Raw genomic sequence first — 22,974 nt, 5'->3', positions numbered from 1 at the left:
TACCCGTCCGGCCTAGGATGGTGCGACGTGCGACGTATTCTCGAAGGACTGCGCCGGCTGGCCTTCGGCCAGCCGATCGCCACCGACTCCTTGTCCCCGGTGCCGCTGCGCACCCGGCTCGCGCTGCCGGTGTTCGGCGCGGGCATCCTGTCCGCGGTCGCGTATGCGCCCGATGCGGTGGTGGACGCCCTGCGCCAGGGCAGTCAGCAGGGCGCGATTCCGTACATGGCCGGCGGCGTGGTCCTGATCATGCTGCTGCTGGGCCTCGCGTACTGGTCGAACGTGCGCACCCGTCCGGACTCGCTCGGAGACTACGGGACGGTGCGCGACCTGCTGGGCCGCAGGTCCGGCGTCGTCACCGGAGCCGCGCTGCTGGTCGACTACCTGTTCACCGTCGCGGTGTCCGTTGCCGCGGTCACTCAACTGATCGCGTACCTGATCCCGTCGCTGCGCGAGTGGGTGTCGTTGATGGGGGTCGCGCTGCTCGCAGTGATGACGCTCTTCGCGCTGCGCGTGGTCCGGGACCGCGTCCGGGTGCTGCTGGCGGTGTGGTTCGGGTTCCTGATCGTGATCGCGCTGATGCTCGTCTTCGGCGTCGCCCGCCTGACCATCGAGCCCGCCAGCCCCATCGCCGCCAACCCGCCCACGACCTGGGCGATCCTCGTGGCCTACGCGGGCGCAATCTCCTCGGGTGCCGTGATGGTCACCGGAATCGAGCACCTCGCCTCGGCCGGCCCCAACCACGCCGCGCCTCGCGGCAAGCGAGCCGGACGCACGCTGGTCATCGCCGTCGCCGCATCGGCCGTCGCGTTCTTCGCGGTCGCGCTGCTGTCGTGGATGTACCGCATCACGGGCTGGGCCGACGGACCGATCCTGCTGCAGACCGTGAACCAGGTGTTCCGCCAGCCGTGGGTCATCTGGGTCGTGGCCCTGTCCGCCGCCGCCATCTTGTACGTGGCGGCAACGGCCGTCTTCCGGCGATTCTCGAGCCTCGCGGAGAGCCTCGCGAAGGACGCCTACCTGCCGCGCCAGCTCGCGATGAAGAACGACAGGCTGGTGCTGCGTGGCGGCATCTTCATCGTCGCCAGCGCCTCCGCGCTGGTCGTCGTGGTGACCGGGGCGAACGTCGAGACGCTCATCCACATGTACGTGGTCGGGGTGTTCGCCTCGATCGTGCTCAGCCAGGTCGCGATGGTGCGGCACTTCACGAACCGGATCGGCCTGGCGACCGATTCGCGCTCGCGGCTGCGCCACTCGGCCTCGCGAGCGCTCCACGTCACCGCCGCCGTGGTCGCCGCGCTCGTGTGGATCGTCGTGGCAGTGTTCAACTTCCTCAACGGCGCCTGGTTCGCGATCGCGCTGATCATCGGACTCGTGGTGCTCATGCACGCCGTCAATCGGCACTATGCGGCGGTGCGGCAGGACGTGCGGCTCACCGCCAAGGACCGGGCCGTGGCGCTGCCCAGCGCCACGCATGGCCTGGTGCTGGTCGCGCAGCTCCACCGCCCAGCGGTGCGCGCTCTCGCCTACGCGAAGGCCGCCCGCCACTCGACGCTCGTGGCCGTGGGCGTGCAGATCGAGCCCTCCGCCGCAAAGGAGCTCCAGTCGCGCTGGGGCGAGATCGACGCGGGGATTCCACTCGTGATCCTCGACTCTCCGTACCGCGACCTGGTCGAACCGGTGATGGAGCACGTGCGGTCCATCCACCGCCGCAGCCCGCGCGACGTGGTGGTCGTGTACGTGCCCGAATACATCGTGGGCCGCTGGTGGGAGACTTTCCTTCACAACCGCGCCACCCGCCGACTGCGTGCCCAGCTCCTGGAGCTCGACGGCGTCGTGGTGTCCGCCGTGCCGTGGCACCTCGCATCCGCGCGCGACCGTCGAGCCGAAGAAGAGGCCCCGCCATCTCCGAACGAACAGCTGCCATGACCGATCTCGTCGAACTCGAGATCGAGGCTCCCGCGCACGGTGGTCATTGCGTCGCGCGACACGAAGGCCGCGTCGTGTTCGTGCGCCACACCCTGCCGGGCGAGACGGTGCGCGCTCGCCTCACGGAATCAGGCGACGACGCTCGGTTCTGGAGGGCCGATGCGGTCGAGGTGGTCGAGGCCTCTCGCGATCGCGTCGACTCGGCTTGGCCCGAGGCCGGGCCGGGCGGCGTGGGCGGGGGAGAGCTCGCCCATGTGTCCCTCGCGGGACAGCGGGCATGGAAGCTCAGCGTGCTGCGCGAGTCGTTCGAGCGGTTCGCCGGACGAGCGTACGAGGGCGACGTCCTGCCCGTGCCGGCGGCTCTCGGTCGCGCCGAGGATGAGTCGAGTGGTCTGCGGTACCGCACGCGGGTGACCGCCGTCGCCGACGGCGAGGGCCGCGCGTCGATGCACCTGCACCGCTCGCGAGAGACCCGGCCGCTGGCGTCGATGCCCCTGGCATCCGCGGCGCTCGAGGAGGCGCTCGTCTCCGGCCGGTTCCCGGCTCGTTCGCGAATCGCCATGGCCGAGTCGAGCACCGGCGAGCTGAGAGTCGTGGCCGACGGCGTCCCGTGGCGCGCGGGCAAGCTCGACAGGAGACCCAATGCGCCGCGCGCCGTGACCGAGACGGTGAGTGTGGGGGAGCGCACGTGGACCTTCCGCGTCGACGCCGCGGGCTTCTGGCAGGTGCACCGCGACGCGCCCGCGGTGCTGGTGTCGGAGGTGCTCGACCGTGTGGGCGACGCCGAGCGGGTCGCCGACCTGTACTCGGGTGCCGGCCTGCTGTCCGTGCCTCTCGCGGACAGCGGTCGCGAGGTGATCGCCATCGAGTCCGATGCCGACGGTGCGCGCGCCGCGCGCCGCAACGCCCACGAGACGCCGTCGCTGCGGGTGATCCACGCGGACGTGCGGAACACCCTGGCGGAGGGCATAGGGACGCTGGACGCCGTCGTCCTCGACCCGCCGCGCAGCGGGGCGGGAGGGGCCACGATCGCCGCGCTGGCGGGCACCGAGGCGCAGCGGATCGTGTACGTGGCGTGCGACCCAGTGGCGTTGGCACGCGACGTCGCGCTGCTCGCCCAGCACGGCTACGAGCTCGAGAACGCCCAGGCCATCGACCTGTTCCCGATGACCCACCACGTCGAGACTCTGGCGACGTTCGAGCGTCGCTGATCCCCCGCATCGGCCGTCCGCTTGTGGCCGATAGGATGGTCGGCAGACTGCTACGGAGGAGATTGCATGAGCGAGAACACGCTGGGAGCGAAGGCCACGCTGGACGTGGACGGCACGGGATACGAGATCTACCGCCTCGACGCGGTGCCCGGACTGGAGAAGCTCCCGTACTCGCTGAAGGTGCTCGCCGAGGCGCTGCTGCGCACCGAGGACGGCAAGAACATCACCGCGGACCACGTTCGCGCCCTCGCTGAGTGGGACTCCAAGGCCACTTCCAGCACCGAGATCCAGTTCACGCCGGCGCGCGTGGTGATGCAGGACTTCACCGGCGTCCCCTGCGTGGTCGACCTCGCGACCATGCGCGAGGCGGTGGTGGACCTGGGTGGCGACCCGTCCATCATCAACCCGCTCGCGCCCGCCGAGATGGTCATCGATCACTCCGTCGTCATCGACGTGTTCGGCCGCCACGACGCCCTGCAGCGCAACACCGACCTGGAGTATGAGCGCAACCGCGAGCGCTACCAGTTCCTGCGCTGGGGCCAGACCGCCTTCGACAACTTCAAGGTCGTGCCGCCCGGCACCGGGATCGTCCACCAGGTGAACCTCGAGTACCTCGCACGCGGCGTCATGACGCGCGAGGCGGACGGCGTCACTCAGGCGTACCCGGATTCGTGCGTGGGCACCGACTCGCACACGACCATGATCAACGGCCTGGGCGTGCTCGGCTGGGGAGTGGGCGGCATCGAGGCCGAGGCCGCGATGCTGGGCCAGCCCGTGTCGATGCTCATCCCCAAGGTCGTGGGCTTCAAGCTCACGGGCGAGATCCCGCCCGGTGCCACGGCGACCGACGTGGTGCTCACCATCACCGAGATGCTCCGCAAGCACGGCGTGGTGGGCAAGTTCGTCGAGTTCTACGGCGATGGCGTGGGCGCGGTGCCGCTGGCCAACCGCGCCACGATCGGCAACATGTCGCCCGAGTTCGGCTCGACCGCCGCGATCTTCCCGATTGACGGCGTGACGATCGACTACCTGCGGCTCACCGGACGCTCCGACGAGCAGGTGGCACTCGTCGAGGCGTACTGCAAGGAGCAGGGGATGTGGCACGACCCCTCCGCCGATGACTACGTCGAGCCGGTGTTCTCCGAATACCTCGAGCTCGACCTGTCGAGCGTGGTGCCGTCGATCGCCGGCCCCAAGCGTCCGCAGGACCGGATCGCGCTCACGGACGCCAAGACGTCGTTCGGCCGGTCGATCCTCGACTACGTGAACCACGACGAGCAGGAGACGCACGGGCTCGACGAGTCCGTCGAGGAGACCTTCCCGGCCTCCGACCCCATCGCGGCTGAGTCGCACGCGGGTGACGCACCCGAGCCGCGTGAGGGCACCTCCGAGGACAGCCGCGCCCGCCCGCACAAGCGCGTGCCGGTGACGCTGGCGGACGGCACCGAGACCGAGCTGGACCACGGGGCCGTCGTGATCGCGTCGATCACCTCGTGCACCAACACCTCGAACCCGTCGGTGATGCTCGCGGCCGCCCTGCTGGCCCGCAACGCCAACGCCCGCGGACTCTCCGTGAAGCCGTGGGTGAAGACGTCGATGGCCCCCGGCTCGAAGGTCGTCACCGACTACTACGAGAAGGCCGGGCTGTGGCCCGACCTCGAGGCGCTCGGCTATCACCTGGTGGGCTACGGCTGCACCACGTGCATCGGCAACTCGGGCCCGCTGCCCGAGGAGGTCTCGCAGGCGGTCAACGAGCACGACCTGTCGGTCGTATCGGTGCTGTCCGGCAACCGCAATTTCGAGGGGCGCATCAACCCCGACGTGAAGATGAACTACCTGGCGTCCCCGCCGCTGGTCATCGCGTACGCGCTCGCCGGAACCATGGACCACGACTTCGACACCGACCCGCTGGGCACCGACTCGGACGGCAACGACGTCTACCTCAAGGACATCTGGCCCGATGCCGCGGAGGTCGAGAGCATCGTGCAGTCCTCCATCGACAAGGGCATGTTCACCGACGGCTACGACGACGTCTTCGCGGGCGACGAGCGCTGGACCGGCCTGCCCACCCCGGACGGCAAGACGTTCGAGTGGGAGGACGACTCGACCTACGTGCGCAAGCCCCCGTACTTCGATGGCATGGGCAAGGATCCCGAGCCCGTCGCCGACATCTCGGGAGCGCGCGTGCTCGCCATGCTCGGGGACTCCGTGACGACGGACCACATCTCTCCCGCAGGCGCGATCAAGGCCGACAGCCCGGCCGGACGCTATCTTGCGGACAACGGCGTCGAACGGCGCGACTTCAACTCCTATGGCTCACGCCGTGGGAACCACGAGGTCATGATCCGCGGCACGTTCGCGAACATTCGCCTCCGCAACCTGCTCCTCGCCGATGAGAACGGCGGCGCGGGCGTCGAGGGCGGCTTCACGCGCAACCTCCTCACCGGCGAGCAGGACTCGATCTACGATGCCGCTCAGGCCTACGCCGAGCAGGACATCCCGCTGGTCGTGCTGGCCGGCAAGGAGTACGGCTCGGGCTCGTCCCGCGACTGGGCTGCCAAGGGCACCCGGCTGTTGGGCGTGCGTGCCGTCATCACCGAGACCTTCGAACGCATCCACCGCTCGAACCTCATCGGCATGGGTGTTCTCCCGCTGCAGTTCCCCGAGGGCCAGAACGCCGCATCGCTGGGTCTCGACGGCACGGAGACGTTCGACATCGAGGGCGTGGCTGCGTTCAGCGACGGCGAGCACCCGCGCACTCTTCCGGTCAAGGCCACCAAGGACGACGGGTCGACCGTTGAGTTCGACGCCGTCGTCCGCATCGACACGCCTGGCGAGGCCGACTACTTCCGTAACGGCGGCATCCTCCAGTACGTGCTGAGGTCCCTGGTCGCGTGACCGCAGTTGCGGCGCCGTCGGGCGCCTGTGCGGCACGTAGAGTGGTGAGACATGTTTCCCAAAGGAGGGCCTGTGCTGGAGCGCATCGCGTCGCCGGCTGACCTGCGCGGGCTGACCTACGAGGAACTCGACGGTCTCGCGCAAGAGATCCGCGACTACCTGGTCGCGTCCGTGTCGCTCACGGGCGGCCACCTGGGGCCGAACCTGGGAGTGGTCGAGTTGTCGATCGGTCTGCACCGGGTGTTCGACTCGCCGCACGACACGCTCGTGTTCGACACGGGACACCAGAGCTACGTGCACAAGTTGCTGACCGGCCGGCGCGACTTCTCTCAGCTGCGTTCGCGCGGCGGCGTCGCCGGCTACCCGTCGCGGGCAGAGTCCGAGCACGACGTGGTCGAGAACTCGCACGCCTCGACCGCGCTGTCGTGGGCCGCAGGCATCGCGCGAGGGCGCACGCTGGCGGGCGAGACCGAACGCACCACGGTGGGCGTGATCGGCGACGGGGCTCTCACCGGCGGGATGGCCTGGGAGGCGCTCAATTCTCTTGCGGCCGCCCACGACCGCGTGGTGATCGTCGTCAACGACAACGGGCGCTCGTACGCCCCCACGATCGGTGGCCTCGCACGCCGGCTCGACGGCATCCGCACCAACCCGCGCTACGAGCAGTTCCTCGGCTGGGGCAAGCGCACATTCCAGAACCGCGGGCCGTGGCGCAACTTCGCCTACCGATCGGTGATGCACGGCAAGCGCGCGGTCAAGGGACTGATCGCCGAGCCCGGCATGTTCGACGACCTCGGCCTCAAGTACGTGGGACCGATCGACGGGCACGACCTGCGCCAGGTCGAGGCGGCACTCACGCATGCCAGAGACTTCGGCGCGCCCGTCATCGTCCACGTGCTCACCGAGAAGGGCCGCGGCTACACGCCTGCGATGGAGGACGTCGCCGACAGGTTCCACGCCGTGGGGCGCATTCACCCTGAGACGGGGCTGCCGGTCAAGCCCAGCAGGTTCGGGTGGACCAAGGTGTTCGCGGAGGAGATCCTCGCGGTGGGTCGGGAACGCGATGACGTGGTGGCGCTGACAGCGGCCATGCTGGCTCCCGTCGGCCTGCAGCCCTTCGCCGACGAGTTTCCCGACCGCGTGATCGACGTGGGCATCGCGGAGCAGCATGCGGTGACCAGCGCCGCCGGTCTCGCGTTCGCCGGCCGCCACCCGGTGGTGGCGGTCTACGCCACGTTCCTCAATCGTGCGTTCGACCAGGTGCTGATGGATGTGGGCCTGCACCGCGCAGGCGTGACCTTCATGCTCGACCGCGCCGGCATCACCGGCGACGACGGTGCCAGCCACAACGGCATGTGGGACATGGCGCTGCTCAGGCACGTCCCCGGACTGCAGCTCGCGGCGCCGCGCGACGCCCCCACCATGAGGCGCGCGTTCCGCGAGGCGCTGGACGTGGACGATGCCCCGACCGTGGTGCGCTACCCCAAGGGCCCCGTGGGCGATGAGCTGCCGGCGGTGCGATCCGTCGGCGAGATCGACGTGCTCGCGGAGCATGGCGGGCCTCCGCGCGTGATCGTGGTGGGAATCGGCTCGATGGCCACCACCGCCATCGATGCCGCAGAGAAGATCGCAGCCGACGGCGTCGACGTCGCGGCAGTGACCGCGACATGGGTGCACCCCGTTCCCCAGGGCCTGCTCGAGGTGCTGGGCGACGCGGAGCTCGTGCTCACGGCAGAGGATGGGCTGGCCGATGCCGGAATCGGCGAGGAGTGGGCCTCCTGTGCCCGTCTCGGCGGTCACGAGGCGCGGTGGATCCACCGCGGCGTGCCGCTCGAGTTCCTGGATCACGCCACCCGTGACCAGATCGTCGAGCAGGTGGGGCTCGACGCCTCCGCGATCGCGGACGTCGCGATCGCCGCTCTCGACTGAACCACTGACGGACGGGTCGCTCAGGACCGCTGACGCCAGCGCATCGGCCGCCTGCCAGGGCGTACCCTCCCGAACATCCTCACCTCAGACACCCCGGGCTGACGCCTATGTCAGGGCTAGTGGTGGTGAGTCGCCCCCCTCAGATGTTCAGGACGGTTCAGTGGATTCGTCTTCGGTCGCCTCAGACTCCGCCTCGATCTGGGCCTCGGCCTCCTCGAAGGCGTCGGCCAGCAGCGGAGCGATGAGTTCGATCTGCCACGCCCGCGCCCCGCGTCCTCGCAGGAACTCGCGGATCCAGTCCTCGCCGCCCGATCGGTACTCCCAGCAGCAACGCCGCAGTGCATCGGGCTGGAGCAGATTCTCTGCCGGGATCTCGAGCCGTTCGGAGTCCGCGGCGATCGCCTCGCGTGCGAGCGCGAGCCGAGCGGCCGCATCGGGACGCTTGTCCTTCCACATGCGCGGCTGCGGCGGGCCGTCGCCACGAGGGCCGCGCTTGGCCGGCAGTTGCGACTCGGGCAGCGCCATGGCGGCCTCGATCGCGGGATACCAGAACGCGGCCCGGCGCTTGGTGCCCTTCGACTGCCACTCGCGGATCTTGACGAGCTCGTCGACGCTGCGCGGCTTGGCCTGAGCCGCCGCGACGATCGCCGCGTCGCGCAGCACCCGCCCCGGCGAGATGTCACGGTGCTGGGCGTCCTGCTCGCGCGCCTCCCACAGCGACTTCACGATGGCGAGTCCGCGCTGGTCACGGACCTGCGCAGAGCCCGAGGTGCGCCGCCACGGATCGACCCTGGGCGGCGGCGGGGGCGCGGTGCGCACCGCCTCGAACTCCTCGCGCGCCCACGCGATCTTGCCGGCGTCGACGAGGTGAGCGTGCAGACCGTCGCGCAGCTCGAGCAGCACCTCGACGTCGAGCGCCGCATAGGTGAGCCACGAGTCGGGGAGCGGTCGGGTGGACCAGTCCTGGGCGGAGTGCTCCTTGGCGAGCGTGAAGCCGAGCTCGCGCTCGACCACTGCGGCGAGGCCCACCTTGGGCCACCCCAGCAGTCGCGCCGCCAGCTCGGTATCGAAGATGGAGGCCGGGGTGAGGCCGAGGTCGCGCATGCCGGGCAGATCCTGGCTCGCCGCGTGGAACACCCACTCGGCGTCGCCGAAGGCCTCGTTGAGGATCGACAGGTCGGACACGGCGGCGGTATCGACGAGTGCGATGCCGGCGCCCTTGCGCTTGAACTGAGCGAGGTACGTGTCCTGGCCGTAGCGAAAGCCGGACGCGCGCTCGGCGTCGGCGGCGACCGGTCCGGTGCCTGCCGCGAAGCGCTCCGCCATCTCCGCAAGCGCCTGAGGCGTCTCGATGATGGCGGGGACGCCATCCGCAGGCGTGCTCAAGGGGGTGGACGTCGACTCCTCGTCGGTCACGTCGTCGGTCATCGTTCTCCTCCTGGCAGCACGGTCACGCCCTCCGGTATGGGAGGCACGCCCGCGCACGAGGCCATCAGTTCGGTCCACGCGGTGATGTGGGGGCCGAGGTCGGTATCGGTGGGGGTCCAGGACACGCGCAGCTCGACCTGAACCTCCGGCGGACGCGTCGAGAGCTCGCCGAATGACTCGTTCACGGTCTTGGTGACCGTGCCGCCGCTGGCGCGGTGCGGAACGGACTGCAGGGCGTCGTCGAGCCAGGACCACGCGGCCTCGGCCCACAGATCGTCGGCGCCGACCTCGGCGTCGACCTGAGCCTTGACGAGCGCGACCACCCGGAACACGCCCTCCCATGCATCCTGCCCCTCGGGGTCGTGGAGGACCACGAATCGCCCGCTCGCCTGCACGTCCGGAGCCGTGACGTGACCGTCGATCGCGGCCGCGAACGGTGCGATGCGCGACGGCGCTGGGGTCTCCGTGAGCGCCACGTCGCCGCGCGTGCGCGCGTGCGCGAGCGACCGCAGGGCTTCCTGGAATGCCTGCGGCGCCGATGCGAGATCGCGGGCCATGACCCCGAGCCTAGGTGCGTGAGGCCAACGCCCCAGGTTCGCCACGCGGCGACCCTCTACTAGGCTGGCTCCGTACCCCGACGCCCACCCAAAGGACGCGACAATGGCTCTTGCTCAGATCGGTGTGACTGGACTTGCGGTGATGGGCCGCAACCTGGCCCGCAACTTCGCACGGAACGGATTCACGGTGGCGGTGCACAACCGCTCCCCGGAGCGGATGCACTCGCTGGTCGCGGACCACGGAGACGAAGGCACCTTCATCGGTTCGGAGTCGCTCGAGGACTTCGTGGCGTCCCTCGAGAAGCCGCGCAAGGTCGTCATGATGGTCCAGGCGGGCGGTCCCACGGACGCGGTCATCGACGCGCTGGTGCCGCTGCTGGACCAGGGAGACATCGTCGTCGACGCGGGCAACGCGCTGTACACGGACACCATGCGTCGCGAGAAGGACCTCGCCGCCAAGGGTCTGCACTTCGTGGGTTCCGGCGTGTCCGGAGGCGAGGAGGGCGCGCTGCTCGGCCCGTCGATCATGCCCGGCGGTCCCGCCGAGTCGTACGTCACGCTCGGCCCCATCCTCGAGAAGATCGCCGCCAAGGCGGAGGACGGCACGCCGTGCTGCGTCCACATCGGCCCCGACGGCGCCGGTCACTTCGTCAAGATGGTCCACAACGGCATCGAGTACGCGGACATGCAGCTCATCGGGGAGGCGTACGACCTGCTGCGCACCGGCCTCGACCTCGAGCCCGCGGAGATCGCGGACATCTTCGCCGAGTGGAACCAGGGCGACCTCGAGTCCTTCCTCATCGAGATCACCGCGGAGGTGCTGCGCCAGACCGACGCGCGCACCGGCAAGGCGCTCGTCGACGTCATCAAGGACGAGGCCGGCCAGAAGGGCACCGGCCGCTGGACCGTGAAGTCCGCTCTCGACCTCGGCGTGCCCGTGACCGGGATCGCCGAGGCCACGTTCGCTCGCGCCATCTCCTCGCAGAAGGCCCAGCGCGAGGCCGCCCGTGGCGTGCTCGCCGCGAACACCGAGCCCTTCGCGCTCGAGGACCGCGCCGCGTTCATCGAGGACGTGCGGCTCGCGCTGTACGCGTCGAAGGTGGTCGCGTACGCGCAGGGCTTCGACCAGATCCAGGCCGCCTCGGAGGAGTTCGGCTGGGACATCGCCCGCGGCGACATGGCGAAGATCTGGCGCGAGGGCTGCATCATCCGCGCCCGCTTCCTGGACCGCATCACCGAGGCCTTCGAGCGTGACGCCGCGCTGCCCACGCTGCTGGTGGACCCGTACTTCGTCGACGCGGTGGCGGGCGGCGTGGCATCGTGGCGCCGCGTGGTCGCGCAGTCCGCGCTCACGGGGGTCCCGGCTCCCGCCTTCGCGTCCTCGCTGTCGTACTACGACTCGCTGCGCGCCGAGCGCCTGCCCGCGGCGCTGATCCAGGGCCAGCGCGACTTCTTCGGCGCGCACACCTACAAGCGCAACGACGTCGACGGCACGTTCCACACGCTGTGGTCGGGAGACCGCACGGAGGTGGAGGCCTGAGCGCATCGCAGCAGCCGCGGACCGTCCCCGTCCCCGTCGTCGTCGGCGGTGACATCGGGGCGTACGCGCTGCTGCGGGCGTTCCACGACCGGTTCGGTGCGCGCGGGGTGGTGGTCTCGAGACTCGAGACGCGCGCCTTCGCGCGCACCCGGATCGCGGACGTGCGCATCGCGGACGTCGAGGACGCCGATGCGCTCGTCGAGTCGCTCGTTTCCCTCGCCCAGGAGCGTGAGGGCGAGCGCCTGGTGCTGCTGTCCAACGCGGACTGGTACGTCGAGACCATCATCAAGGCGCGCGAGCGCCTGGCGCCTCACTACGAGATCCCCATGTGCTCTCCCGAGGCCTTCGAGCGGGTCTCGTCGAAGGAGGCCTTCCAGGCGGACTGCGACGCGCTCGGCATCCTGGTGCCCCAGACGGTGCCGGTGCGCTTCGCGGACGGCCAGCCATCCGCCGACGGCGACCTGGATTCCCTGACCTACCCGGTGATCGGCAAGGCGAGCTCCTCCGCGGAGCACCACTACGCCGAATACCAGGGTAAGAAGAAGGTGCAGCATCTCGAGAGCCGTGCGGAGGTCGACGACCTCCTGGCCCGCATCGCGGGTTCGGGATTCGCGGGCACGTACCTCTTGCAGGAGTTCATCCCGGGCGACGAGACGCAGATGCGCTCGCTCACGGCGTACCGCGACGCGCGCGGGCAGGTGACGATGCTCTGCACGGGCCGCGTGCTGCTCGAGGAGCACACCCCTGGCACCCTCGGCATCCCCGCCGCGATTCTCACCGAGCCGTACACCGATGCGATGGACGCGATGGAGCGCTACCTCGAGCGCGTGGACTATCGCGGGTTCGCCAACGCGGACTACAAACGCGACCCGCGCACCGGCGAGCACGTGTTCTTCGAGGTCAACCCGCGCATCGGCCGCAATAACTGGTACGCGAGCGCCGCGGGCGCGGACCCCGCCGCGCACGTGATGGCGGACCTCGATGGCGAGGAGCGCGACCAGGTGCGCGCCACGCGCGAGGTGCTGTACTCCGTGGTGCCGCTGCGGCTGCTCACGCGGTATCTGCTGGACGCGGACCTGCGTGCGCGGGTGGTGCGCGCCGCGCGCCGCGGCATCGCCCGGCCGCTGCACAACCCGGCGGATGCGTCGCCGCGCAGGCGGGCGATCATCGCGCTGCTCACGCTCAACTACCGTCGCAAGTACCGCCGCTACTACCCGGAGCCCACCGCCACGGGCCACTGACCCACAGGTGAGAGCGCTAGCGGGGTGCGACCCACCTCTCCATGGCGAACGGGCCGCCCTCGAGGCGGTGCGCCAGCTTCATCGCGGCGGGCACCTCCGGGACGGCCTTGGCCGATGCGGCGCCCTCGACGTCCACCGTCGTGAGGCAGTACTCGTCGACGAGTCCGCGCGACAGCATGCGGGTCGCGAGCGTGGGGCCGCCCTCGCACAGCACCCGCGTGAGCCCGCGAGAGTGCAGTTCGCGCACGACCGTCCGGGGAGAGATCTCGGTGCCGCCGGCTTCGATCACGCGAGAGGCCCACGGTCCGCCGAGCGCCGCGGCGCGTGATCCGGACACGGTCACGACCCACGTGGTCGCGGGATCGAGACCGGGCGGGAGGATTCCGGAACGCGTCACGATGGCGAGGTGCGGCCGGCGCGACCGCAGCGACGTGCGCGTGGCCGCGAGCGCATCGGGCAGAGCGATGTCCCCGTAGCGTTCCCGCCGGGCCGTCTGCGCCCCCACCAGCACCACGTCGGCGACCGCTCTCAGCGTGCGCAGGATCCGCAGGTCCTCCGGTCCGCCCAGGGACCGCGACGAGCCGTCCGGCCCCGCCGCGCGCCCGTCGCGCGAGCGGATCATTCCGAGCCGCACCGTGCCGGGGCGGTGGGCGTAGAGAGTGCGCAGCGCATTCTCCGAGTCGTCCGTCGCGATCCCTTCCCCAGGGGGTGAGACCCTCGCCAGAGTCGCATCCGAAGTCGTGGGCTCCACCGGCTCTCCTGTCCCTGAGCGACCCATCGCGTCAGTAGTGTGTGGTGTCATGACCGCTCGCCTCGTCGGACGCCGGCCCCACGTCGAGCCAGAGGCTCTGATCGCGGCTCTCGTCCCCCCGCCACACTTCTCGGGGGCCTCGTTTTCATCGTACGTCCCGGATCCTGACTTCACCTCACAGCACGAGGCGCTGGAGGAGGCCCGCGCCTTCGCTCGTGGCGTGGGACGGCGGGGACTGGGCCCGTTGCGACGGTCGAGCGGCGGCAGGGGTCTGTACCTCGACGGCGGGTTCGGCGTCGGCAAGACCCACCTGCTGGTGTCCATGGCGCGCGAGGTGGGCAAACGGGCCGCCTTCGGCACGTTCGTCGAGTACACCAGCCTGGTGGGTGCGATGGGCTTTCAGGCCACGCGCCAGGCGCTGCAGCAGTTCGCGCTCGTGTGCATCGACGAGTTCGAGCTCGACGATCCGGGCGACACCGTGCTCATGGCGCGGCTCATGCGCGAGCTGGCCGATGCGGGGGTCGCCTTGGCCGCGACGTCCAACACCGCGCCGGGCTCACTGGGTCAGGGCCGCTTCGCGGCGGACGACTTCAAGCGGGAGATCCAGGCGGTGTCGGGCGTGTTCGAGATCCTGACGATCGACGGCCCGGACTACCGCCATCGCGGCGACCTCGTGTTTCCGCGCCCCGCCACCGTCGACCAGGTGCTCGAGGCGTGCGCGGGGGACGGCGGCGCGTGCGAGGAGTGGTCAGCGCTCATGGAGGACCTGCGCCACGTGCACCCGAGTCGGTTCGGCGCCTACGTGGAAGGAATCGATGTCCTGGGGCTGCGCGGCGTGCGGCCGCTGCCGGATCAGGCGCAGGCGCTGCGCGTGGTGGCGCTCGTGGACCGGCTCTACGACCGGGACGTGCGGATCGTGGCCTCGGGGCACTCGCTCGCCGAGATCTTCTCCCAGGACATGCTGCGCGGCGGCTACCGCAAGAAGTACCTGCGGGCGCTCAGCCGCCTGCGGGCGATGGTGACGGGGGAGGAGCGAGGCTAGCTCCCGTTCTCCGTCGGGACCTTGGTCCCCGCGCGCCCTCACCGTGCTGCTGGTAGACCAGAATTGCCACAAGGGCACTCAGGAAGGGGGGCCGGCATGAGCAGCAACGGCTCAGCAGCGGCTGGGGGCGGGGCCATCTACGGACTCGGGATCTTCGGCGGAATCGTGTACTACTGGCAGGTCGCCGACGGGTTCTGGGAGCACGTGGGCGCCATATTTCAGGGCATCTTCTGGCCTGCGTTCATGGTGTACGAGGGGTTTCGGGCGCTCGGAGGCTAGTGTCCCAAGCGTCGCACCTGCGCGATGCGCGCGCGCTCGGCGTCGAGGTCGTAGTCGGGGGTGGGCCACTGCAGGTCCATCGACTCGAGCGCCGACGTGAGCAGCTCCGTCACCGCGAGCCGGGCGTACCACTTGCGGGTCGAGGGGATCACGTGCCACGGCGCGGCATCGGTGGACGTGCGGTCGAACACGGCCTGGAAGGCCTCCATGTACGCGGGCCAGTGGGCGCGCTCGTCGAGGTCCGCGGTGCTGTACTTCCAGTGCTTGTCCGGCCGCTTCAGGCGCTTCTCGAGCCGATCGAGCTGTTCGTCCTGAGAGACCATGAGCGCGCACTTGACGATGGTGGTGCCGCTCTCCGTCAGGCGGCGCTCCCACTCGTTGATCTCGTCGTACCGCGGCTCCCAGACGTCGCGCGGCACGAGCTCGTGGACGCGGGCGATCAGCACGTCCTCGTAGTGCGACCGGTCGAAGACTCCGATGTGCCCCGCCTTGGGCAAGGCCTTCTCGATGCGCCACAGGAAGTGGTGCTCGAGCTCCTCCTCGGTGGGCGCCCCGAACCCGCGCGCCTGGACGCCCTGCGGATCCACCATGCCCAGCACGTGGCGCACGACTCCGCCCTTGCCCGCAGTGTCCATCCCCTGGAGCACGAGGAGGAGAGAGCGTTCGTCGCCCACGCGTCCCTGCGCGAACAGCCGTTCCTGGAGCTCCGCGAGCAGGTCGCCCCGGTGCTTGCGCAGGCGCTTGCCGTCCTTCTTCTTCCCGGTGAAGCCGGGCTTGGCGGTGGGGTCGAAGTCCTCGAGGCGAAAGCCCTCGCTCACGCGGAGCGCCGATGACGGGTGCTCCTCCCAGCGCTCGCTCGTCGCCACGGCTCAGCCCGCGGGAACGACGGCAACGGCATCGGCCGCGAGCAGCAGCTCTCCGTCGCCGGCCTCGGTCACGTCTCCGAACACTGCGACGGGCGACGCACCCATCACCGTGGCGGGTGCGTCCGTCAGGTTCGCGTGCACCGTCAGCGGGCCGTGCATGGTCAGCACGCGCGGCGCGGATTCGCTCGCGCCCGCAGGGTGGGCGGCCCAGGCCTCGCGCGAGTCGACGCGGGAACGCAGCGCCATCAGGTCCGCGACCCAGGCGCGGATGGCGTCATTGCCCGCGCTCGACGAGCCGATGCCGGAGCCGAGCTTCGAGCGCAGGAAGGTGACGCGGTCCTGCGGGTCGGGCACGTGGACCTCGCCGCCGTACAGCTCTTCCCAGCCGTGTCCGGCGAACTCGCCCATGCGCCCCTCGGACACCGCGCTGCCCAGCGGCTCGTCGTGGTCGGTGAAGAACATGAACGGCCGGGTCTCGCCGTACTCCTCGCCCATGAACAGCATGGGGGTGAAAGGGCCGAGCAGCACCAGCGCGAGAGACGTCGCCTGGGCGCCGGGGGACAGGGACGATGCGGGCCGGTCGCCGATGGCGCGGTTGCCCACCTGATCGTGGTTCGAGGCGCACACCACGAACCGGCGCCTGTCGACGCCGGCGGGCACGGGAGTGCCCCACTCGCGACCGCGGAACGGCGAGAACGTGCCGTCGTGCCAGAACGCGTTGCGGTAGACCTTGTCGAGGGCCTCGATGCTGCCGAAGTCGACGTAGTAGCCGTGGCGCTCGCCCGTGAGGTACGCGTGAATGGCGTGGTGGACGTCGTCCGCCCACTGCGCGGTCATGCCCAGCCCGCCCTCGGACGTGGGGGTCACCATGCGCACGTCGTTGAGATCGGATTCGGCGACGAGCGACAGGGGCCGTCCCACGCGCCCCGCCAGCACGGCGGTGTCGTCGGACAGCTGCGCCAGGATGTGCCGGTCGGAGTCGTCCTGCAGCTCGTGCACGGCGTCCAGGCGCAGGCAGTCGATGCGGAACTGGTCGAGCCAGCGCGACACGTTGTCGCGGATGAAGCCGCGCATGCCCTCCGCATCGGGCTGGTCGAGGTTGACCGCCCAGCCCCACGGGGTGTGGTGAGCGTCGGTGAAGTACGGGCCGAACTTGCTGAGGTAGTTGCCGTCGGGACCCAGGTGGTTGTACACGACGTCCAGGCACACGCCCAGCCCGGCCTGGTGCGCGGCGTCGACGAACCGCTGCAGCGCGGCAGGGCCGCCGTACGCCTCGTGAACCGCATACAGCGATACCCCGTCGTAGCCCCAGCCGTGGCGACCGGGGAAGGCCGCGACGGGCATGAGCTCGACGATGTCGACGCCGGTGGCCTTGAGGTCGGGCAGTTGCACGATCGCGGCGTCGAGGGTGCCGGTGGGGGTGAAGGTGCCGATGTGCAGCTCGTAGAAGACCGCGCCCAGCGCGTCGACGCCCTGCCAGCCATCGTCCTGCCAGCGATGCAGGCCTGGCTCGAACACCCGTGACGGTCCGTGGACCCCGTAGGGCTGCTGCGCCGACCGCGGGTCGGGCCACGGTCCGTCGCCGTCGACCTCGTAGGCGTAGTCGGTGCCGTGCGGCAGTTCGGGGCCGCTCCACCACCCGTCATCGCCCCGTGTCATCGGCTCGCGCGCCCGCTCGGAGTCGGGGGCGCCGATCACCGCCACCACGTCACGGGCCTCGGGAGCCCAGACTCGTGCGCGCATCAGGCGGCCACCAGCAGTGCGACCGGCATGGCGGGCAGCAGGTCGTGGAGGTCGACGTTGCCGCCCTCGAACTCGCGGCCGGACAGCACGTCACGCCAGCGGCCGTCAGGCAGCGTGACGGTGTGCTCGCGCCATCCGCCCAGCTTCTCGAGGTCGAGTCCCAGGCGGGTTGCGACCGTGATGACCTGGGGCTCGTCTCCCGCGGTGCGCGCGTAGACCACGGCGTGGCCGGAGGAGGCGGCCAGTGGGTGATATCCCGCGGATTCGCCGATGAAGGCCTCGGGGTGGTCGCGACGGGCCTGCACCGCTCGGGCGGTGACGAGCAGCTTCTCCTCGTCGAGGGTCTTCGGCTTGGCGCGCCCCATCACCTTGCGGAGGGCCGATGCGCGGGCGGAGAAGTCGACCGGGCGGCGGTTGTCGGGGTCCACCAGCGACGGCGCGACCATCTCGGTGCCCTGGTAGATGTCCGGGACCCCGGGCATCGTGAGCTGGATGAGCTTCATCGACAGGACCGCAGCGCGTGTGCCGATCGAGACCGCCTTGTGCCACCCGAGCACGATGTCGCGGATGGCCGGGTCGGAGTGCGTCGACTGCGCGAACCACAGCACCGCGGACTCGTAGTCCGCGTCGACGGCCGTCCAGGTGGTGTGGGTCTTCGACTCCCGCATGGCCTTGACGAGGTATCCCTCGAGCCGGTCCCACTCCATGACGTCGTGCTCGTCAGAGGTGCCGACGAGGGTCTGCCACCAGAGGTTCTCCATGCGGCCGTCGAGCAGCGCGGGCCGAATGCGGGAGGCGGCCTCCTGGAGATGAGTGACGGTGACGTCCCAGTCGTCGGCGGCCTCGGACAGCACGCCCAGGCGGGCGCGCACGTCCTCCGACCGCTTGGTGTCGTGTGTCGTCAGGCACGTCATGGCGTGGGGAAAGGCGAGCTGCTGCTCGTCGGCCCACGCGTGGAACGTGGCGGGCGGCAACGCGAAGCGGCCGGCGGGGGAGCCCACCTCGCACAGCGGCAGCAGGTGGGTCCAGCGGTAGTAGGCGGTGTCCTCCACGCCCTTGGCCATGACGGCGCCGCAGGCCTGCTGGAAGCGCGTGATGAGCTCGCGGCGGTTCGCGTCGTCGGTGCGCCCCGCGGAGCCCACCTCGGCGCCCTTGAGCAGGTCGACGACCACCTCGAGGGTCTCGTGACGCTCGGGGTCGAGCTGCGCCTGGGCGCGCTCGGCGGCGTGATCGATGGCCTCGAGCGACGGCGGCTTGGGTGGCACGCCCGCGACCACGTAGGCGCGGTAGCGGTCGAACTCGACGAGCAGGGTGCGGAGGCAGTCGTACAGCGACCGCCACGTGTGGTCGCGCAGGCGCACGTCCGTGTGGCACACGGTGTGCGCGATGGTCGCGAGCCGGTGCACCTCACTCGACAGCGACTCCTTGACGATCTCGAGCTTGGCCTCCGAGATCATCTCCGGAAGCGTGCCCATGGCGTCGCCCGTGAGCCGGTGCAGGGTGCCCGCCAGGGGGGACGAGCCGGCGGGGTCGCGCAGCAGCGCCCCCACCCGCCACGCGGCGTCGTAGCCGGTGGTGCCGGCGGTGCGCCACGATCGCGGCAGCTGCTCGTCGCCCTCGAGGATCTTCTCGACGACGACCCAGGCGCCGTCGGTGGCGTCGTGTAGGCGCTGAAGATAGCCGGCAGGGTCCGCGAGGCCGTCGGGATGGTCGATCCGCAGTCCCTGGAGTGTGCCGTCCTTCACGAGGTCCACGATGACCCGGTGGGTGGCCTCGAACACGTCCTCGTCCTCGACGCGCACGGCCACGAGCGAGCCGACGTCGAAGAACCGTCGGTAGTTCAGCTCCTCGTTCGCCACGCGCCAGTAGGCCAGGCGGTAGTGCTGCTGGTCCACGAGGTCGGCCATCGGCAGGTTCTCCGTGCCCTCGCGGACGGGGAAGACGTGCTCGTAGTACCGCAGCACGTGGACCTCGCCGGCGTCCTCGAAGCCGGGGATCACCATCGTGTCGAGGTGCAGTTCGTCGGCCGCGAGCACCGTGCCGATGCGCTGGCCGAGCACCGGCATCAGCACCGGGTCGCCACCGGACCAGTCGACATCGAACCAGTGCGCGTGGTCGGACTCCTCACCGTGGGCGAGGACCGACCACAGCGCCTTGTTGTGGAACGCAGGAGTGGGAACGGCCATGTGGTTGGGAACCACGTCGGCGATGAGGCCGATGCCGCGCTCGCCCGCCTTCCAGGACAGCTCGCGGAGAGAGTCCACGCCGCCCAGGGACGCGGCGATGCGCGAGTGGTCGACGACGTCGTAGAAATGCGTCGACCCGGGGGACGCCTCGAGCACGGGGGACAGGTAGAGGTGGCTCACGCCCAACTCGACGAAGTAGTCGAGGTGCTCGGCGGCATCGGCGAACGTGAAGTCCGCGTTGAGCTGCAGCCTGTACGTGGAGTTCGGTACCGGTGCGTCGAGCCGGTGCCCGGCCCTGCGCGTGCGTTCGTGAGTGGCGTCGGTCATCGAGTCGCGTCCCCGTTCGTTGCGGTCGTGCACATCATCCCAGATCCGCAGGGACGCGCGTCGCCTCAGCTGGTGGTAACCGTGACCCTGACGGGGATATTTCCGCGAGTGGCGTTCGAGTAGGGGCACACCTCGTGCGCCCTGTCGGCCACCCGGCGTGCGGTCTCCTCGTCGACGCCCACGAGGTGCACCTCGAGGGTCACGGCCAGTCCGAACCCGCCGGTGAGACCGAGTGCGCCGATGCCGACCTTGCCCGTGACGGTCGAATCCTCGACGTCGACCTTGAGCTGCTTCGCGGCCTGGCCGATCGCCGAGTTGAAGCACGCGGCGTACCCGGCGGCGAACAGTTGTTCGGGGTTGGTGCGCTCGGCCTTCTTGAACGGCTTGGGAGTGGCGAGGTCCAGGTTCAGCAGTCCGTCGTCGGTGGCGACGTGGCCGTTGCGTCCGTCTCCCGTGGCGGTGGCGGTCGCGGTGTAGAACACCTTGGGCTTGGTGGCAGTCATGGGAATGCGGCTCCGTTTCGTGGGGAACTGTTGTTGAGGTACTAGTCAGTCTACAAAGGAACGCGAGTACCGTGGAGGGCATTCCCAGGTATGTGACAGCGATGGAGGCGATCATGGCCGCAGACACCATTCGGGGGCGCGCTCGTGAGGCGATTCTTGGGGCCGCCGTCGCCGAGTTCAACGCGCACGGGATCCGCGCGGTGAGCGCCGACCGGGTGATCGCCGATGCGGGCGTGTCCAAGGTGACCTTCTACCGGCACTTCCCGACTAAGGACGATCTGGTGGTCGCGTACCTCGAGTCCGAGCTCGAGCGCGTGCAGCGCACCGTTGCAGAGATGACGGTGGCCGACGCCGGTGAGGGGGAGGCGCCGGGTCACTGGTCCGCTGCGCTCGCGGAGGAGATCTGCCGCCCCGGGTTTCGGGGGTGCCCCTTCATCAACGCGGCCGCCGAGTACCCGGACCCCGATCACGCCGTGCGGGCGGTCGTGGCGCGATTCCGTGCCTGGATGATCGGCGCGATCGCGACTGGGCTCGAGTCGCAGGGCGTCGCGGAACCCGCCAGGGTCGCCCGCCAGGTCATGATGCTGCGAGACGGCGCTCTCGTGGAGGGCTACGTGTCGGGCGACCCGGACCGGGTGGCCGCCGAGCTCTGGGCCGGAGTCGACGCGCTCGTCGGCGCTTCATGACCGCCCCGGGTAGCGTCGAGGGATGAGCTACTCCTGGCACGTGCGTGACTGGCGCGGGCAAGTGTTCGAGCTCTACGCCGCGGTGCGAGCCGAGCCGGACCCGGTCTCCGCGCATCGGCTGTGGGTCGACGGTCGCGACCGACTGCTGTCCACGCACCCGGCGTCCCCGGTGCCCGAGGGCGAGCGCACCGGCTTCCGCACCCGGGTGGCCGACTACGACCCCGACTACCGCTTCGAGGTGCCGGTGCAGACTGCCGAGCCCGAGCGCCGCGAGGTGCCCACGCCGAGCGACGGGCTCGTACCCTTCGAGCGCATCGGCCGCGTGGCCTTGCCCAGCCTCGGAAGCCTCGATGTGTGGTGGCTGGACTCGTATGGCGGGGGAGTGTTCCTGCCGCTGCGTGACGGCGGAGCGGGCGACACGACCTATGGCGGCGGGCGCTACGTCCTGGACACGGTCAAGGGTGCGGATCTCGGCGGCGGCCCGCGATCGCTGGTGATCGACCTGAACTTCGCCTTTCAGCCCTCGTGCGCGTACTCGAGCGACTGGGTGTGCCCGCTGCCTGGGCCAGGGAATCGTCTCGATACCCGCGTGGACGTCGGGGAGCTCGTCGGCTCGGCGTAGCCCCGGACTGTGCGGTTCCTCACGTTCCCGGACCGTCGAGGTATCCCGGTGATAGCGTCGGCAGCCCTGGCAGACGGTCGAGGAGAGACATGGTTGCGTTGGCATCTACCCACTGCGTGGTGAGTGCCGCCGACGGTGCGAAGGGCCCCGAGTCATGACCACGCGCGAGCCGCTGGCGGTCGAGCTGCAGCGTGGGCTGCTGATGAACGTCGTGGACCAGGTGGGAGAGGGCGTCGCCGTCTTCGACATGGAGGACAGGGTCGTCTATGCGAATCTCGCCCTTGCCGAGATTCAGGGCACCACCGTCGACCAGATCGTAGGTCTGCACCTGAGTGCATTCATCCCCGAGCCGCCCCCGGGGACCGAGGAGCAGCGCAGCGCCGCAGAGCAGTCGGGCAACGGAGTCCTTCGCGCCGAGATGCCGGGCACGCGCCGTGACGGCAGCCGCGTTGATGTGGCGATCACGGTCTCACCACTCCTTGACAATTCCGGAGAGCAGATCGGCAGGATCGTCATCGTACGAGATGTGACCGTGCGGAGGCTGCTCGAGGCACAGCTCGAGCGAGCCGCGCTTCGCGATCCGCTCACCGACCTGCCGAACCGCCGGCTGCTGTCTGACCGTCTCGAGCAGGCGCTCGACCGTGCGGAGAGCTCTGGCAGTGCCGTCGCGGTGGTGTTCATCGACCTCGACGGGTTCAAGGTCGTCAACGACGCGTATGGGCACGAGGCGGGGGACGAGGTGCTGCGCGAGACTGCCCTCCGGCTCGAGGCATGCCTGAGCCCCGCTGACACCTTGGCGCGCCTGGGCGGCGATGAGCTGGTGGTCCTGGTGGAGGACGTGACCGACCTGGACCAACCGATGGAGAAGGCGCGCCAGCTGCTCGAGGCGCTCGCCACGCCCTTCACCGTCGGTGATTCGCGGATGACCATCACGGCGAGCATCGGCGTCGCGATGGCGACCACGGGGCCCCAACGGGCACTGCTGCATGCTGCTGACGAGGCGATGTACGAGGCGAAGCGGTCGGGTCCGGGCCGCATCGTCGCGAAGTCACCCGACGCGGGTGGCGACCGGGCGGTGTCGGATCCGGGCGTGGGAGACGGCCTGCACTGATCGCCGGTCCCGGGCCGGACACGACAAAAGTCGGCGGGAAGGTCGGTCTGTCGCGAGGCCGTTGACTGCGACACCACGATGGGAACGCTGCGTGAGCCGTTCGTGATGAGAAGGTCGCTCCACAC

Annotated in this window: 18 protein-coding genes; 11 read left to right on the top strand and 7 right to left on the bottom strand. The window is 70.1% G+C overall.

The window, feature by feature from the left end; all coding sequences use genetic code 11:
- Window positions 1–27: 27 nt before the first annotated feature.
- From ACNI14_RS09565 to dxs, 4 genes are all read left to right on the top strand, one after another.
- Window positions 28–1,929: an APC family permease gene (locus ACNI14_RS09565; RefSeq protein ID WP_420519776.1), complete on the top strand. Its 1,902-nt coding sequence runs from the start codon at window positions 28–30 to the stop codon at window positions 1,927–1,929.
- Window positions 1,926–3,140: a class I SAM-dependent RNA methyltransferase gene (locus ACNI14_RS09560; protein ID WP_420519775.1), complete on the top strand. Its 1,215-nt coding sequence runs from the start codon at window positions 1,926–1,928 to the stop codon at window positions 3,138–3,140. Before ACNI14_RS09565 ends, ACNI14_RS09560 begins: the two co-directional genes overlap by 4 nt.
- Window positions 3,141–3,206: 66 nt before the next feature.
- Window positions 3,207–6,038, top strand: coding sequence for an aconitate hydratase (locus ACNI14_RS09555; protein WP_420519774.1), 2,832 nt, complete (start codon window positions 3,207–3,209; stop codon window positions 6,036–6,038).
- Window positions 6,039–6,089: 51 nt separating this feature from the next.
- Window positions 6,090–7,967 (top strand): 1-deoxy-D-xylulose-5-phosphate synthase, encoded by a 1,878-nt coding sequence (gene dxs / locus ACNI14_RS09550; RefSeq protein WP_420519773.1) that lies wholly within the window; start codon window positions 6,090–6,092, stop codon window positions 7,965–7,967.
- Window positions 7,968–8,114: 147 nt separating this feature from the next.
- Here the strand turns inward: dxs and ACNI14_RS09545 are convergent, their stop codons facing one another.
- Together ACNI14_RS09545 and ACNI14_RS09540 are read right to left on the bottom strand one after the other, a co-directional pair.
- A complete protein-coding gene (locus ACNI14_RS09545) occupies window positions 8,115–9,395 on the bottom strand; it encodes an HRDC domain-containing protein (RefSeq protein WP_420519772.1) in 1,281 nt (426 codons plus the stop codon).
- Window positions 9,392–9,952, bottom strand: coding sequence for a DUF3000 domain-containing protein (locus ACNI14_RS09540; protein ID WP_420519771.1), 561 nt, complete (start codon window positions 9,950–9,952; stop codon window positions 9,392–9,394). The genes ACNI14_RS09545 and ACNI14_RS09540 overlap by 4 nt, the downstream gene beginning before the upstream one ends.
- A gap of 103 nt (window positions 9,953–10,055) precedes the next feature.
- On the opposite strand from ACNI14_RS09540, the gene gnd reads away from it, so the two are divergent.
- Entirely contained in the window at window positions 10,056–11,492 is a 1,437-nt protein-coding gene (gnd, locus tag ACNI14_RS09535) for an NADP-dependent phosphogluconate dehydrogenase (RefSeq protein ID WP_420519770.1), read from the top strand.
- Entirely contained in the window at window positions 11,459–12,733 is a 1,275-nt protein-coding gene (locus ACNI14_RS09530) for a carboxylate--amine ligase (protein WP_420519769.1), read from the top strand. The genes gnd and ACNI14_RS09530 overlap by 34 nt, the downstream gene beginning before the upstream one ends.
- A gap of 16 nt (window positions 12,734–12,749) precedes the next feature.
- Here ACNI14_RS09530 and ACNI14_RS09525 read toward each other — a convergent pair whose 3' ends face one another.
- Window positions 12,750–13,484 (bottom strand): dihydrofolate reductase family protein, encoded by a 735-nt coding sequence (locus ACNI14_RS09525; RefSeq protein ID WP_420519768.1) that lies wholly within the window; start codon window positions 13,482–13,484, stop codon window positions 12,750–12,752.
- 49 nt (window positions 13,485–13,533) lie between these two features.
- Between ACNI14_RS09525 and zapE the strand changes: the two genes are divergently transcribed.
- Complete coding sequence (gene zapE, locus ACNI14_RS09520) at window positions 13,534–14,526, top strand: cell division protein ZapE (protein ID WP_420519767.1); 993 nt, start codon at window positions 13,534–13,536, stop codon at window positions 14,524–14,526.
- Between the two features lie 96 nt (window positions 14,527–14,622).
- Window positions 14,623–14,805 (top strand): hypothetical protein, encoded by a 183-nt coding sequence (locus ACNI14_RS09515; protein WP_419392027.1) that lies wholly within the window; start codon window positions 14,623–14,625, stop codon window positions 14,803–14,805.
- Here the strand turns inward: ACNI14_RS09515 and ACNI14_RS09510 are convergent.
- From ACNI14_RS09510 to ACNI14_RS09495, 4 genes are all read right to left on the bottom strand, one after another.
- A complete protein-coding gene (locus ACNI14_RS09510; protein ID WP_420519766.1) occupies window positions 14,802–15,671 on the bottom strand; it encodes a polyphosphate kinase 2 family protein in 870 nt (289 codons plus the stop codon). The genes ACNI14_RS09515 and ACNI14_RS09510 overlap by 4 nt on opposite strands.
- Before the next feature lie 3 nt (window positions 15,672–15,674).
- Window positions 15,675–17,414, bottom strand: coding sequence for a malto-oligosyltrehalose trehalohydrolase (treZ, locus tag ACNI14_RS09505; protein WP_420519765.1), 1,740 nt, complete (start codon window positions 17,412–17,414; stop codon window positions 15,675–15,677).
- Window positions 17,414–19,927 (bottom strand): malto-oligosyltrehalose synthase, encoded by a 2,514-nt coding sequence (gene treY / locus ACNI14_RS09500; protein WP_420519764.1) that lies wholly within the window; start codon window positions 19,925–19,927, stop codon window positions 17,414–17,416. Before treY ends, treZ begins: the two co-directional genes overlap by 1 nt.
- A gap of 65 nt (window positions 19,928–19,992) precedes the next feature.
- Window positions 19,993–20,430: an organic hydroperoxide resistance protein gene (locus ACNI14_RS09495; RefSeq protein ID WP_420519763.1), complete on the bottom strand. Its 438-nt coding sequence runs from the start codon at window positions 20,428–20,430 to the stop codon at window positions 19,993–19,995.
- 113 nt (window positions 20,431–20,543) lie between these two features.
- Here ACNI14_RS09495 and ACNI14_RS09490 point away from each other — a divergent pair, with 113 nt between their 5' ends.
- From ACNI14_RS09490 to ACNI14_RS09480, 3 genes are all read left to right on the top strand, one after another.
- On the top strand, window positions 20,544–21,116 hold the full coding sequence (locus ACNI14_RS09490; RefSeq protein ID WP_420519762.1) for a TetR/AcrR family transcriptional regulator: 573 nt from the start codon (window positions 20,544–20,546) through the stop codon (window positions 21,114–21,116).
- Window positions 21,117–21,138: 22 nt separating this feature from the next.
- The gene (locus tag ACNI14_RS09485; protein ID WP_420519761.1) at window positions 21,139–21,738 is read left to right on the top strand and encodes a DUF1684 domain-containing protein; all 600 of its coding nucleotides are present in this window, start codon (window positions 21,139–21,141) and stop codon (window positions 21,736–21,738) included.
- Between the two features lie 154 nt (window positions 21,739–21,892).
- Window positions 21,893–22,849 (top strand): diguanylate cyclase domain-containing protein, encoded by a 957-nt coding sequence (locus ACNI14_RS09480; RefSeq protein WP_420519760.1) that lies wholly within the window; start codon window positions 21,893–21,895, stop codon window positions 22,847–22,849.
- Window positions 22,850–22,974 lie beyond the last annotated feature (125 nt).

This window comes from Demequina pilifera (genome assembly GCF_048814985.1).
Classification (GTDB): domain Bacteria; phylum Actinomycetota; class Actinomycetes; order Actinomycetales; family Demequinaceae; genus Demequina.
Note: the sequence above shows the minus strand (reverse complement) of the source record. Positions and strands in the feature narration are given on the sequence as shown.